15 protein-coding genes are annotated in these 13,011 nt (G+C 66.1%); 9 read left to right on the top strand and 6 right to left on the bottom strand.

The window, feature by feature from the left end:
* Positions 1–3: 3 nt before the first annotated feature.
* Both ACIBW7_RS16790 and ACIBW7_RS16785 read right to left on the bottom strand, forming a co-directional pair.
* Entirely contained in the window at positions 4–261 is a 258-nt protein-coding gene (locus ACIBW7_RS16790; protein ID WP_397047137.1) for a hypothetical protein, read from the bottom strand.
* Positions 258–851: an alpha/beta fold hydrolase gene (locus ACIBW7_RS16785; RefSeq protein WP_397047136.1), complete on the bottom strand. Its 594-nt coding sequence runs from the start codon at positions 849–851 to the stop codon at positions 258–260. The genes ACIBW7_RS16790 and ACIBW7_RS16785 overlap by 4 nt, the downstream gene beginning before the upstream one ends.
* A 67-nt stretch (positions 852–918) precedes the next feature.
* Between ACIBW7_RS16785 and ACIBW7_RS16780 the strand changes: the two genes are divergently transcribed.
* Positions 919–1,524, top strand: coding sequence for a TetR/AcrR family transcriptional regulator (locus ACIBW7_RS16780; protein ID WP_397047135.1), 606 nt, complete (start codon positions 919–921; stop codon positions 1,522–1,524).
* Here ACIBW7_RS16780 and ACIBW7_RS16775 read toward each other — a convergent pair whose 3' ends face one another.
* The 3 genes from ACIBW7_RS16775 to ACIBW7_RS16765 form a co-directional block, all read right to left on the bottom strand.
* On the bottom strand, positions 1,525–1,680 hold the full coding sequence (locus ACIBW7_RS16775; RefSeq protein ID WP_397047134.1) for a hypothetical protein: 156 nt from the start codon (positions 1,678–1,680) through the stop codon (positions 1,525–1,527).
* Between the two features lie 335 nt (positions 1,681–2,015).
* Positions 2,016–2,774 (bottom strand): hypothetical protein, encoded by a 759-nt coding sequence (locus tag ACIBW7_RS16770; RefSeq protein WP_397047133.1) that lies wholly within the window; start codon positions 2,772–2,774, stop codon positions 2,016–2,018.
* A 185-nt stretch (positions 2,775–2,959) separates the two neighbouring features.
* Positions 2,960–4,168: a DUF418 domain-containing protein gene (locus tag ACIBW7_RS16765; protein ID WP_397047132.1), complete on the bottom strand. Its 1,209-nt coding sequence runs from the start codon at positions 4,166–4,168 to the stop codon at positions 2,960–2,962.
* Positions 4,169–4,306: 138 nt separating this feature from the next.
* Between ACIBW7_RS16765 and dop the strand changes: the two genes are divergently transcribed.
* The 5 genes from dop to pafA all read left to right on the top strand — a co-directional run bounded on the left by dop (position 4,307) and on the right by pafA (position 9,480).
* On the top strand, positions 4,307–5,806 hold the full coding sequence (gene dop, locus ACIBW7_RS16760) for a depupylase/deamidase Dop (RefSeq protein ID WP_397047131.1): 1,500 nt from the start codon (positions 4,307–4,309) through the stop codon (positions 5,804–5,806).
* A gap of 303 nt (positions 5,807–6,109) precedes the next feature.
* Positions 6,110–6,304: a ubiquitin-like protein Pup gene (locus ACIBW7_RS16755; protein WP_014351559.1), complete on the top strand. Its 195-nt coding sequence runs from the start codon at positions 6,110–6,112 to the stop codon at positions 6,302–6,304.
* The gene (gene prcB / locus ACIBW7_RS16750) at positions 6,301–7,167 is read left to right on the top strand and encodes a proteasome subunit beta (protein WP_357477869.1); all 867 of its coding nucleotides are present in this window, start codon (positions 6,301–6,303) and stop codon (positions 7,165–7,167) included. The genes ACIBW7_RS16755 and prcB overlap by 4 nt, the downstream gene beginning before the upstream one ends.
* The gene (gene prcA / locus ACIBW7_RS16745) at positions 7,164–7,946 is read left to right on the top strand and encodes a proteasome subunit alpha (protein WP_397047130.1); all 783 of its coding nucleotides are present in this window, start codon (positions 7,164–7,166) and stop codon (positions 7,944–7,946) included. Before prcB ends, prcA begins: the two co-directional genes overlap by 4 nt.
* 175 nt (positions 7,947–8,121) lie before the next feature.
* The gene (gene pafA, locus ACIBW7_RS16740) at positions 8,122–9,480 is read left to right on the top strand and encodes a Pup--protein ligase (protein ID WP_218007602.1); all 1,359 of its coding nucleotides are present in this window, start codon (positions 8,122–8,124) and stop codon (positions 9,478–9,480) included.
* Between the two features lie 3 nt (positions 9,481–9,483).
* Here pafA and ACIBW7_RS16735 read toward each other — a convergent pair whose 3' ends face one another.
* On the bottom strand, positions 9,484–9,780 hold the full coding sequence (locus ACIBW7_RS16735) for an MTH1187 family thiamine-binding protein (RefSeq protein WP_357477863.1): 297 nt from the start codon (positions 9,778–9,780) through the stop codon (positions 9,484–9,486).
* A gap of 88 nt (positions 9,781–9,868) precedes the next feature.
* On the opposite strand from ACIBW7_RS16735, the gene ACIBW7_RS16730 reads away from it, so the two are divergent.
* The 3 genes from ACIBW7_RS16730 to ACIBW7_RS16720 all read left to right on the top strand — a co-directional run bounded on the left by ACIBW7_RS16730 (position 9,869) and on the right by ACIBW7_RS16720 (position 12,976).
* The gene (locus tag ACIBW7_RS16730) at positions 9,869–10,864 is read left to right on the top strand and encodes a helix-turn-helix transcriptional regulator (protein ID WP_397047129.1); all 996 of its coding nucleotides are present in this window, start codon (positions 9,869–9,871) and stop codon (positions 10,862–10,864) included.
* A 104-nt stretch (positions 10,865–10,968) separates the two neighbouring features.
* A complete protein-coding gene (locus ACIBW7_RS16725; RefSeq protein WP_397048128.1) occupies positions 10,969–11,898 on the top strand; it encodes a helix-turn-helix transcriptional regulator in 930 nt (309 codons plus the stop codon).
* A gap of 22 nt (positions 11,899–11,920) precedes the next feature.
* Positions 11,921–12,976 (top strand): 2-dehydropantoate 2-reductase, encoded by a 1,056-nt coding sequence (locus ACIBW7_RS16720; protein WP_397047128.1) that lies wholly within the window; start codon positions 11,921–11,923, stop codon positions 12,974–12,976.
* Positions 12,977–13,011 lie beyond the last annotated feature (35 nt).

Raw genomic sequence — 13,011 nt, 5'->3', positions numbered from 1 at the left:
CTGTTACCGCATCAGCCACCCCGCACATCGGCGGGTGAGGAATGGCATGACGACCCACACCATGGCCGCGACGGCGATCGGCACGATAACCGCCAGTCGCAGCGGCGGTGCCAGCGGTTCGAGTAGCGGCCCTGAGATCGTCACCAGAACCGTGAGCAGCGGATAGATGCCGATGACCGTCAACAGCCACAGCTTCCATTTGACCGGACCCGAGGGTTGCGCGGCAGGTCTGCGGTTTTCGTCTGTCTGTCGCTGAGTCATCGTGTGGCCGACCGGATTTCATCGACCAACCGAACGGCCTCGGGCAGTTCGATGTGATCATCGGGGAAGTTGCCCAGATGGCTCCCGGTCGCAGTGAGCACCGCGGTGGCCTCCAGGCCGCGCACCAGCAGTCCGACGTGCACGACCGGATCGGGCACGTTGACCGGATCGTCGGCAGCCGCCAACACCCGGAACTCGCGCGCAGCGCCACGAATCCGTGCCCAGTCGAACGGTTCGGCGAAGAACTCGGCCAAGAGGTCATAACCCACCTCATGTGCTGCGGTGGACACCAGAAGCACTCCGGCGAATTGCCCGGCCGCGGCGACATCGTGCTGCTCGAGCATGCGCAGCACATTGACCCCGCCGATGCTGTGGCCGACCAGAACGGTATCGCCGGCCGGACCCGCCGCGGCCACCGATGCGGCGAAGGCTTTGCGCCACGGCTCCAGCCGGGGTTCGTCCGGATCGGGCAGGTTCGGGATCGTCACGGAATGGCCGAGCGCGGTCAACTCCGCCGTGAAATAGGGAAACCATACGCTGTCGGCGCGGGCTCCGAGGCCGTGGTTCACCACGATCGCACTCACTGTCACTCATCTCCTGAATCGAAACGCTCCGTAGCGTTTCGCAAAACGATAGCAGACGAATACACTGACCGCCATGGCGACGGGAAGTGCCGCGACACCGCGGTCCGGCGGTCGAATCCGCAGCGAATCCGCACGCGATGCGGTACTGCGTGCGACGGCCGAACTGCTGGAGGAGCAGGGCTTCGGCAAGGTGACGATCGAAGGCGTCGCGGCGCGCTCCCGCGTCGCCAAGAGCACGATCTATCGCTGGTGGAAATCGAAGGCGGTCCTGGTCATGGACGCCCAAGGCGTGGTGGTCACCCAGCGCATGCCGGATCCGGACACCGGATCGGTCGAGCAGGACCTGGCCGTCTTCCTCGAGGCGCTCTACGGTGTCGTGGAATATCCGTTGCGGGTCAAGGCATTACGCGGGCTGATGGCCGAGGCTCAGCTGGACCCGGACTTCGCCGGACCGTTCCGGGACTGGGTGCAGACTCGGCGAGATGTGGTGGCGCGCATAGTGGCCCGCGGTGTGGCGCGCGGTGAACTCGCCGCGGACCTGGATATCGAGTACGCGACCGATCTGATCTTCGGACCGTTCTGGTATCGCCTGCTCGTCGAACACGCACCGCTGCGACCGGAGCAGGCGCCGATCGATATCGCGCGACTGCTCATCGGATTCCGTACGCCCCTCGGCTGATCAGCGCCGGTGCAATTCGATTGCGAGGGCTAGTAATTCGGCCATGTAATCGCCGTCGGTGCGTGACAGGCGCATTGCCTCCTCGGGTGCGAAGGCGCGGACCTCGAGAATATTCTCCGCATCCTCTGGATTGGTCGGCGCGGATTCGAGCACCACATCCGCCGTGCACCACAGCCACGCCTTGTGCGGGTGCGGCTGCCAAGGATAGTGCGGTGCAGGGCGATCGGTGGTCGTGTGGTGCGCGTCGCACGCAGGCGTCGACAGTTTCGCCCGCCTCCCTGGTGCCGCCGGGCACGATCCAGATATCGCGATCGTCGCGACAGAGCACGATATCGGCGCCGACGAAGCAGACGACATGGATATTGGTGACCAGTTCGTCGGATGGCAACTCGGTGGAGAACCGCACATCCAGACCGCCCCAATCCCAGCGGGTTGGGGTGTGCAGCAACGGATATCGGTCGGCGAGCGTCACACCGACGACGCTAGTCGGCCTACTCGGTCCCGGACTTGCCGATCTGGAAGTGGATGTGATCGATATGGGCCGCGCGACCGGATGTGGCCGGGAGCGGATGGTCGTCCGGATGGTCGGGATGCAGGATGAAACTCGGATCGCCGATGCCGGAGATGGCAGTCGCGGGATCGGGACTGTCCGAGCAGTCCTGCCACTCACCCGCCGCGAAATCGTAGACGCTGCGGAAGAAGTCGGCGACGAACAGATCGCCGTCCGGATCGCCGAGCGGACTCGCATCGGGTTCGTCGAGTCGGTAGTGCACCCGGGATCCGGTGCCGCGCGGCCATGTTCCGCCAGGTGTCACGGCGGTCTCGACGGTGCCCCAATGCGCTGCCACGGTGATTCTGCGCGATACGTCCCCGACCGGCATGGTGACACCGGCGAAATCCACGGCGCGGCCCTGGCCGTGGCAGTCGTCGGAATGCGTTCCGCGGCCGTCTGCTCCGAGGGTGTGCAACTCGGTGACGCCGAAATTCGCGGAGAGGAATCGGCAGAATCGTACCAGTGCCAACGCATTTCGCGAATCGAGGCGTTGCGGTGTCACCGGGGTGAAGCCGTGGCGGATGACCACCCCGGCGAGACTGCCCGGTAGCGGCCGGCCGGACTGTGGGTCGAAACCTGCGAATCCGACCAGAGCCGGTGACGCGGGCCCGTCGAAGCGGATCAGGTCATCGTTCGCGAGACGTTCGAGTTCGGCGAACGCGCGGTCCTTACTCATTGCTCGGGCCGGTTCCGACACTGCGCACCTCCTGTGCATCTGAGATCGGTACGTCGACGCAGTTCGGTGACGTCGGGTCAGCTTCCGGCACCGACGCGGAAAGAACACGAGTAGTCCGCTACTCGTGTTCTCCTCGGCCGCATCCGGTCGCATTCGCCCCGGTTTCGGGTGTTGAACTGCGGCGATGTGCGCAAACGGGCGGTGGCTCAGTGTTCGCGGGCCAGCGCGCGGTAGCTGAGATTCCACACCCACTCGACCGGACCGCGCTCGAACCGGCGCAACCACAGGTGCGCGACAGTCACGATGATCAGCGCGACCAGCAGGTAGATACCCACGGTGAACGGCACCCGAGCGTCAGGGGAGACGCGCGCGGCAAGCCCGAAACCCCATCCGTAGCACAACACGGAAGCGACCAGATTCTGCAGGATGTAGCAGCTCAGGGCCATCCGCCCGACCTCGGTGAGCCGCCTGCCGACGAAGCCGACCCGCGGACGACGCAGGTAGAACTCGGCGACCAACGCGAGCAGGCCGAAGGCGACGAACGGGGCGGTGCCGTACCTGGTCAGCAAGACCAGATCGCCGCCGAGCACGCCGACCGCCAGATCGATCGGCGCGGCAACAGCGAATCCGATGATCATGAGCCGCCTACGTATCCGCGCACCCTCCGGTCGGAACACTCCCGCCCGGAACAACTGCGCACCCGCGAGGAACAGCGCGATCGACATCGGGAAGACGAAGATCGGCTCGAACCGGAACATGCCCGCGTTCTCGAGTCGGAACAGCACCAGATCCCAGAACGATCCGTCCGCATACGGATTCGGGTCCAGCGGCTCGCGTGGCGTCGAATCGGGTTGGTTCGCAAACGCCATCGCGATGCCGATGAGTGTCAGCACGGCAATATGGAATCCGGCCGCGATTGTCAGCCAACGACGTTGCGCGCGTTCACTTGCCGCGAGAATGCAGGCGACGACCAATCCGGTCACCGCATAACCCGTCAGCACATCGAATTCCGCGACGAACACGAAGTTCAGCACACCGTCGAGGAACAGCAGCCCGGCCCGCCACGGATAGCTGCCCGGCCACCGTCGACCGGCCCGCACCGCCGAGCCCTGCTGAATGGCCAGGCCGATGCCGAACATGACGGTCAACAGGCCCAGGAACTTGCCCTGGGCGAGCTGCTGCAGCACTCGCTCCGCCCACATCCAGCCGGTCGCCGGGCTGCCCAATTCGTCGATGTACCCGACGATGCCCTCGGGATGGGTGAGGATCCAGATATTGGTGCCGAGCGTGCCGAGGATCGCGATGCCGCGTAATACGTCCAGGGCGACCAACCGCGCGGGATTCTTCGGCTGGGTGACGCGCGGTTCATCCGACTTGCGGTGGCGCCCCGTGATTTCGGCGATCGAATCGGTCATATTCCGAATATCCCGGCCGCCGCGGCCTGCCCGTATCCTCCGGAAGTACCACCATCGGTATGACATCGAGATCACCCGAGATCGCCGATGCCGCCGGTCGCGACCGGCGGCGGGCACGCGTCGCCTAGGCTCGACGGTATGCAGCGCATCATCGGTATCGAGGTCGAATACGGCATCTCCACACCCACCGAGCCGTCGGCCAACCCGATTCTCACCTCCACTCAAGCGGTTCTCGCGTATGCCGCCGCGGAGGGGGTGCCGCGCGCGAAGCGCACGCGCTGGGATTACGAGGTGGAATCGCCGCTGCGCGACGCCCGCGGCTTCGACCTGAGCCGGATGAACGGTCCGGCCCCTGTGATCGACGCCGACGAGGTCGGCGCGGCCAACATGATCCTCACCAACGGCGCCCGGCTCTACGTCGACCACGCCCATCCGGAGTACTCCGCGCCCGAGGTCACCGATCCGCTGGATGCGGTCATCTGGGACAAAGCCGGCGAACGGGTCATGGAGGCGGCCGCGCGGCACGCGTCGAGCGTGCCGGGTGCGCCGCGGCTGCAGCTCTACAAGAACAATGTCGACGGCAAGGGCGCCTCCTACGGCACCCATGAGAACTACCTGATGAGCCGCGACACCCCGTTCAACCAGATCATCGTCGGGCTCACCCCGTTCTTCGTCTCGCGCCAGGTGATCTGCGGTTCCGGCCGGGTCGGCGTCGGCCAGTCCGGTGACCACGCCGGATTCCAGCTGTCCCAGCGCGCCGACTACATCGAGGTCGAGGTCGGCCTGGAGACCACGCTCAAGCGCGGCATCATCAACACCCGCGACGAACCGCACGCCGATGCGGACAAATACCGCCGCCTGCACGTCATCATCGGCGATGCCAACCTCGCCGAAATGTCCACCTACCTCAAGGTCGGCACCACCGCGCTGGTGCTGGATCTGATCGAGGCGGGCGAGGATCTGTCGGATCTGCAGCTGGCCCGCCCGGTCACCGCCGTCCACCAGATCAGCCACGATCCGACCCTGCGCGCCACCGTCGCGCTCACCGACGGTCGCGAACTCACCGGGCTGGCGCTGCAGCGCATCTACCTGGACCGGGTGGAGAAGTTCGTGGCCCGCAGCGGCAACGACGACGAGCGCGTCAAGGACATCCTGGAGAACTGGGCCAACGTGCTCGACCTGCTGGAACGCGATCCGATGGAATGCGCCAACCTGCTCGACTGGCCCGCCAAACTGCGTCTGCTCGAGGGGATGCGCAAGCGCGAGGGCCTGAGCTGGGCCGCGCCCAAACTGCACCTGATGGACCTGCAGTACTCCGACGTCCGCCTGGACAAGGGCCTCTACAACCGCCTGGTCGCCCGCGGCTCGATGAAACGCCTGATCAACGAGCAGCAGGTGCTCGACGCGATGACCAAGCCGCCGACCGACACCCGCGCCTACTTCCGCGGCGAATGTCTGCGTCGATTCGGTGCCGATATCGCGGCGGCCAGCTGGGATTCTGTGATCTTCGACCTCGGCGGCGACTCGCTCGTGCGCATCCCGACCCTGGAACCGCGCCGCGGCACCAGGGCCCACGTCGGCAAGCTGCTCGATGGTGTCAATACCGCCGCCGAGTTGGTCGAACAGCTGACCACTTAGCAAACCGCGCGAATAAGCCCAGGTAGCAACGATTATCGACGACGGAGCGAGTCGTACGAGCGACCGTTCGCGGCCCGTCTCGCGTCCGAGTCGTCGAAGCGCATGCGACGTAGTCGCGAGTCTCGACGGCTCGGACGCGAGACAGCAGGGGCCGCGAACACGCCGCGCCCGCGCGGCCAATAACTCAGCACGTTGTCAGGGCGGCTGGGTAGTGTTGATGTACGGGCACGGACATTGCTCATGATCAGGGTCGTGCTCAGAATGGAGCCCTGGTCATGATGAGGACAGAGGAGGTCGGCTGCCATGGCACAAGAGCAGACCAAGCGCGCCGGGGGCGGCGACGAGGACGAGGGCCCGGAGGGCGTTGACGCCGCCGGTCAGGAGCGCCGCGAAAAGCTGGCGGAGGATACCGACGACCTGCTCGACGAGATCGATGATGTGCTCGAGGAGAACGCGGAAGACTTCGTTCGCGCGTATGTGCAGAAGGGCGGCCAGTGACAGCAGGTGACCCCTTGCGTCTCCACCCGGGGCACGCCCTCTCGTCATTCACCGAGCACCTGCGCATGCACGCACCGGAACTGTTGCCTGGCAATCGATTCGGCGCGATCGAAGGTGCCACCGGAATCTCCGGTGGCACCGCCGCGAAGGAGCTGGCTCCACACGGAACCACCATCGTGGCGGTCTCGTTCCGCGGTGGTGTGCTGATCGCCGGTGACCGGCGGGCCACCCAGGGAAACCTGTTGGCCAGCAGGGATATCGAGAAGGTGTACATCACCGACACCTATTCGGCGGCCGGTATCGCGGGCACCGCGGGCATGGCCATCGAGATGGTGCGATTGTTCGCTGTCGAGTTGGAGTACTACGAGAAGATCGAGGGTGTCTCGCTGACGTTCGACGGCAAGGCCAACAAGCTGTCGAAGATGGTGCGCGACAACCTCCCTGCCGCGCTGCAGGGTCTTGCGGTGGTTCCGGTGCTGGTCGGCTACGACCAGCACGCCACCGATCCGGACAAGGCCGGTCGCATCGTGTCCTACGACGTGGTCGGCGGGCGCAGTGAGGAGCGGTTCGGTTACACCGCGGTCGGTTCGGGTTCGATGTTCGCGAAGTCGTCGTTGAAAAAGCTGTACGCCAAGGGAATCGGTGAGGATCGCGCATTGCGGATCGCCGTCGAATCGCTGTTCGACGCGGCCGACGACGACACCGCCACCGGCGGACCGGATCTGGTGCGCGGCATCTACCCGACGGCGATCGTCATCAACGACGAGGGCGCCGACGAGGTGACCGAATCGCGGTTGGAGGAGATCACGCGGGCGATCGTCGCCGATCGCGAGGCCGCGGAAGAAGGGAGTGCCTCAGCATGACACTGCCGTATTACGCGTCGGCCGAACAGATCATGCGCGACAAGACCGAGCTCGCGCGCAAGGGCATCGCTCGCGGTCGCAGTGTGATCGTGCTGACCTACGACAAGGGTGTGCTGTTCGTCGCGGAGAATCCCTCCGCGACATTGCACAAGGTGAGCGAGCTGTACGACCGCGTCGGGTTCGCGGCCGTCGGCAAGTACAACGAATTCGAGGCCCTGCGCCGCGGCGGCATCCTGCAGGCCGACCTCAAGGGCTACCAGTACGACCGGCGCGATGTCACCGGTCGTGGCCTGGCCAATGCCTACGCGCAGACCCTGGGCACGATCTTCACCGATCAGCTCAAGCCCTACGAAGTGGAGATCTGCGTGGCCGAGGTCGGCTACCCGGAACAGTCACCGGAATCGGTGCTGTACCGGATCACCTTCGACGGCTCGATCGTGGATGAGCGCGAATACGTGGTGATGGGCGGCACGACCGAGCCCATCATGACCGCGTTGAAGACCTCCTACCAGCCCGGACTCGATCTGGCCGGTGCCGTCGGCATAGCCGTGAAGGCCCTGAAGGCCGGGGTGCCAGAGGGCGCCGCGGATAAGGACAAGCGGGTGCTCGGGGTGGGTTCGCTCGAGGTCGCCACCCTCGAGCAGGCGCGACCGCGGCGGGCATTCCGCCGGGTCGAGGGCGTGGCCCTGGACCAGCTGCTGAACGGCGGTAAGTCGGCGAGCAAGGCCGAGGCGGCGCCCGCCGAGGCGAAGTCCGAGGACGCTCCCGAATCGGAGTAGTCCACCACGATCGTTCGACTGCGAAGGCCCTTCCGATGCATCGGAAGGGCCTTCGTTTCGGCCGGTGGTTTTCCGCCGAACATTTCGCTCACGTGCGAAATCGTTGTGAAGACGTATGCACCGGGGTTGTCCGCAGCCCCACGCGAGTACATGACATGGCTGTAATGTCGATAGTGTGCAGCGACGAATCATGGGGATCGAGACCGAATTCGGTGTGACGTGCACCTTCCACGGACACCGTCGGCTCAGCCCCGACGAGGTGGCCCGGTATTTGTTCCGCCGGGTAGTTTCCTGGGGCCGTAGCTCTAACGTGTTCCTCCGCAACGGTGCTCGGCTCTACCTCGATGTCGGGTCGCATCCGGAGTACGCCACCGCAGAGTGCGACAACTTGGCGCAGCTGGTCACTCACGACCGGGCTGGTGAGCGCGTGCTGGAGGAGTTGCTGATCGACGCCGAACAGCGCCTCGCGGAGGAAGGCATCGGCGGCGACATCTACCTGTTCAAGAACAACACCGACTCCGCGGGCAACTCCTACGGCTGCCACGAGAACTTCCTCGTCGTGCGGGCGGGCGAGTTCTCCCGGATTTCGGATGTGCTGCTGCCGTTCCTGGTCACGCGTCAGCTGATCTGCGGTGCGGGCAAGGTGCTGCAGACGCCGAAGGCGGCCACGTTCTGCCTGTCCCAGCGTGCCGAGCACATCTGGGAGGGCGTCTCCTCGGCGACCACCCGCTCGCGCCCGATCATCAACACCCGCGACGAGCCGCATGCCGATGCGGAGAAGTACCGGCGTCTGCATGTGATCGTCGGCGACTCGAATATGTCCGAGACCACCACCATGCTGAAGGTCGGCACGGCGGCGCTGGTGCTGGAGATGATCGAGGCGGGCGTCTCGTTCCGCGATTTCGCCCTGGACAACCCGATCCGCGCCATTCGCGAGGTCAGCCACGACCTGACCGGTCGTCGTCCGGTCCGGCTCGCAGGCGGCCGCCAGGCGAGTGCGCTCGACATCCAGCGGGAGTACTACGCCCGCGCCGTCGAGCACCTGCGCAACCGTGACCGCGACCCCAATATCGACCAGGTCGTCGATCTGTGGGGCCGCACCCTGGACGCGGTAGAGGCGCAGGACTTCGCCAAGGTCGACACCGAGGTCGACTGGGTGATCAAGCGCAAGCTCTTCCAGCGCTACCAGGACCGCTACGGCATGGAGCTGTCCGATCCCAAGATCGCCCAACTCGATTTGGCCTACCACGACATCAAGCGCGGCCGCGGCGTCTTCGACCTGCTGCAGCGCAAGGGTCTGGCCAAGCGCGTCACCGAGGACGAGGCCGTCGACGCCGCCGTGGACACCCCACCGCAGACCACTCGCGCCAAACTGCGCGGCGATTTCATCACCGCCGCCCAGGAAGCGGGCCGTGACTTCACCGTCGACTGGGTGCACCTCAAGCTGAACGACCAAGCCCAGCGCACGGTCTTGTGCAAGGACCCGTTCCGCTCTGTCGACGAACGAGTGGATCGGCTGATCGCCTCGATGTAAGCGCTACTCCTCGGCGAGGTAGCGCTCGACGGTCTCGACCTTCGAGGTCATGGCATCGGTGACGCCTGGACGGATATCGGCTTTGAGGACGAGGCTGCAGCGGGGAGCTGTGGCGAGGATGGCGTCGGTCGCGGCTTTGACCACGGCCATGACCTCGTCCCATTCGCCTTCGATCGTGGTGAACATGGCGTCGGTGCGATTGGGCAGACCACTGGCTCGCACGATGCGGACGGCCTCGGCGACGGCTCGGCCGACGTCGACGCCCTCGCCGAGCGGAGTGACTGAGAACGCGATGATCATGGTTCCATGATGGCCGCGCGCGAAGCGGAATGCGGTGAATCGCGCGCCGACGCGCGGTCGCGGCGGGCGGCCGATTACCCTGTGTCGAGTGGCGATATCCAAGGTCGAGCGGCTGATGAATCTGGTCATCGCGCTGCTGTCGACCCGGCAATTCCTGACCGCGGAGCGGATTCGGGACAGCGTCGCGGGGTACGAGGATTCGGCCAGCGACGAGGCGTTCAGTCGAATGTTCGAGCGCGATAAGAACGAGCTGCGTGACCTGGGGATTCCCTTGGAGGTCGGGCAGGTCAGCCGATATTCGACGGTGGAGGGCTATCGGATCAACCGTGACGCCTACGAACTACCCGATATCGATCTGACCAGCGAGGAAGCGGCGGCGGTCGCGGTCGCGGTGCAGATGTGGGAGTCGCCGGAGCTGGCGGCCGCGGCCGAGGGCGCGCTGTTGAAGTTGCGTGCGGCGGGGATCCACGTCGAGACCGATGCCGCGGTGGCCTCGGTGCCCGCGGTCCCCGCGCGCACCCGTGGCTCGGATGCGGTGCTCGGCAAGCTGCTGGCCGCGATCGATGCCGGTCAGGCGGTGCGGTTCGAACATCGGGGTGCGATCAACGAGCCGTATGTCATGCGTGATGTGGAGCCGTGGGGTGTAGTCACCCACAACGGTCGCTGGTATCTGGTCGGGCACGATCGGAACCGGGATGCGGTCCGCAGCTTCCGGCTGTCGCGCATCGGCGACGATGTGACCGCCTATGGCCCGCCCAATGCGGTCGGCAAGCCCGAGGGCGTGGATCTGCGGGAGATCGTCGGGACCGTCACCGGCAGCGCCCCGGTGACCGGCACCGCGACGGTGTGGGTGGCCGACGGTCACGGCCGCGAGATCCGCCGACTCGGACCCGTGCTGGAAGAGCGCACCATCGGCGAACGCCACGGCGTAGTCGTCGAATTGCCCATCCGATCCCGAGATTGGTTGGCGCGCTTGATCACCGGACTCGGTCCGGATGCCGTGGTGCTCGCACCGGAGGAACTGCGTGCGGATGTGGTGGCGCGATTGCGTTCGGTCTTCGACCACACGGAGGTCACCGCATGAGCGAGCGCAGCGAGCGAAAAGTGGGCACAGCCGAGCATCGCGAGCGAACGACAGGCACGGCCGAGCGCAGTCGACTTTCGGTTCGGCTCTCACGGCTGCTGAACATGATTCCGTACTTCATCGCGAATCCGGGGATCAGTGCCGCCGAAGCCGCCGCCGATCTCGGCGTGACCACCAAGCAGTTGATGAGCGATCTCAACCAGCTGTGGATGTGCGGCCTACCCGGTTACGGGCCGGGCGACCTGATCGACCTGTCGTTCTCCGAGGAGAGCATCGAAGTCACCTTCTCGGCGGGCATCGACCGGCCGCTGCGGTTGACCTCCACCGAGGCGACCGCATTGCTGGTGGCGCTGCGCTCGATCGTGGATATGCCGGGCATGGTCGATCCGACCGCGGCGCATGCGGCGATCGCCAAACTGGAATCGGCCATTGTCGGCGGCAAGACCGTCGACGAGGCCCGCGCACACCTGCCGACCGAGGCGCCGGCGGTCTCGACAGTGCGTTCCGCGCTGGCCCGCCAGCGCGCGCTGCGCCTGGTCTATTACTCGGCGAGTCGCGATGTCGTATCCGAGCGTGTCGTCGATCCCATTCGTATTGTCCTGGTGGACAACAACAGTTACCTGCAGGCCTGGTGTCGCGAGGCCGAGGGCGTGCGACTGTTCCGCTTCGATCGGATCGAGGCGGCCACCGAACTCGACGAGCCCGCCCGGCCGCCGAGCCATGCGACCGAGGAGGCGGCCGCGCTCGACCTGTTCCAGGACGATCCCGCGGTTCCGTTGGCGCGCTTGCGCATTCGCGGCGATTACGGTTGGGTGCTCGATCAATACCCGATGCATCGGATGGCGGTGCACCCGGACGGCAGCATCGAGACGACCATGCGCTTCGCCACCATGGACTGGATGGCGCGGCTGCTGCTCGGCTTCGGTTCCGGTGTCACGGTGCTCGGCCCACCCGAATTGATCACCGCGGTGCGTGAACGCTCGAACGCCGCGCTGGCCGCATACGAAGCGGCCGGTTTCCTGGAGACCAGATGAATCGCACAGAGGCTGGAACGGCGTGAGTGAGGTGGTGGCACCTGCTCGGGTGCTGGTCTTGGGCGCCGGAAGTATCGGGTCCTTTGTCGGTGGAAAGCTGGCGGCGGCCGGCGCCGATGTCACATTCGTCGGCCGGCAGCGGGTACTGGACGAGATCAGCGCATCCGGGCTGCGGCTCACCGACCTCGACGGCGGTGACGTCACGGTGGCGGGGGATGCGGTGCGGGTGTCGACCACGCCGGAGGATGTCGGGTCCGCCGATCTGGTGCTGGTCACGGTGAAGTCGGCGGCGACCGCGGCGGCCGTGCGCGATCTCGACGGCAAGATCCGCCCCGGCACCCTGGTGCTGAGCCTGCAGAACGGGATCGGCAATGACGCGGTGATCCGCGAGATCCTGCCCACCTGCGTGGTGCTGGCCGGCATGGTGATGTTCAACGTCGTGCACCAGCCCGACGGCCGGTTCCATCGCGGCACCGAGGGTGGGCTGGCGGTGCAGGACGATCCGGCGCTCGCACAGTTCACCGACGTATTCGCGCGGGCTGGTCTAGCACTGCGGCGGTACCCGGACCTGCTGCCGGTGCAATGGGCGAAGCTGCTGCTGAACCTCAACAACCCGATCAATGCGCTGTCCGGCAGGCCGCTGCGCGAGGAACTGTCCGATCGCGACTTCCGACGGTGCCTGGCCCTCACCCAGCGCGAAGCGCTGGCCGCGATGCACAGGGCGCGAATTCGCCCCGCCCGGCTGACGCCGCTGCCGCCGGAATGGATGGCCCGGCTACTGACCGTTCCGGACGGGATTTTCCGCCGGGTGGCCGCGAGTGTGCTGGCCATCGATCCGGAGGCGCGCTCGTCCATGGCCGATGACCTCGAACTCGGTCGCAAGACCGAAATCTCCTGGTTGTGCGGGGAGATCGTGAGCCTCGGCGCGATGGTGGGGCTGCCGACACCGGTCAATCAGCGACTCATCGAACTGATCGTCGCCGCCGAACACGGCGATCGTCGCGACTGGACCGGACCGGAACTGTTGGAGCAACTGCGATCGGCCGACCGTTTCGAGCGACCTGCAGGCAGTCGCTAGCGGTGGGACGTCCTCGAGCGCCGCGGGCCGCGAAC

This window comes from Nocardia sp. NPDC049526 (assembly GCF_044465765.1).
Taxonomy (GTDB): domain Bacteria; phylum Actinomycetota; class Actinomycetes; order Mycobacteriales; family Mycobacteriaceae; genus Nocardia.
The sequence above is the reverse complement of the archived record's forward strand: the minus strand, read 5'-3'. Positions and strand labels throughout refer to the sequence as shown.

Bases quoted from the DNA above. Each gene is read 5' to 3' on its own strand.
- ACIBW7_RS16765 (WP_397047132.1), bottom strand. From the start codon at position 4,168: ATGACCGATTCGATCGCCGAAATCACGGGGCGCCACCGCAAGTCGGAT.
- ACIBW7_RS16790 (WP_397047137.1), bottom strand. From the start codon at position 261: ATGACTCAGCGACAGACAGACGAAAACCGCAGACCTGCCGCGCAACCC.
- ACIBW7_RS16725 (WP_397048128.1), top strand. From the start codon at position 10,969: ATGATTCCGTACTTCATCGCGAATCCGGGGATCAGTGCCGCCGAAGCC.
- ACIBW7_RS16735 (WP_357477863.1), bottom strand. From the start codon at position 9,780: ATGATCATCGCGTTCTCAGTCACTCCGCTCGGCGAGGGCGTCGACGTC.
- ACIBW7_RS16780 (WP_397047135.1), top strand. From the start codon at position 919: ATGGCGACGGGAAGTGCCGCGACACCGCGGTCCGGCGGTCGAATCCGC.
- dop (WP_397047131.1), top strand. From the start codon at position 4,307: ATGCAGCGCATCATCGGTATCGAGGTCGAATACGGCATCTCCACACCC.
- ACIBW7_RS16755 (WP_014351559.1), top strand. From the start codon at position 6,110: ATGGCACAAGAGCAGACCAAGCGCGCCGGGGGCGGCGACGAGGACGAG.
- prcA (WP_397047130.1), top strand. From the start codon at position 7,164: ATGACACTGCCGTATTACGCGTCGGCCGAACAGATCATGCGCGACAAG.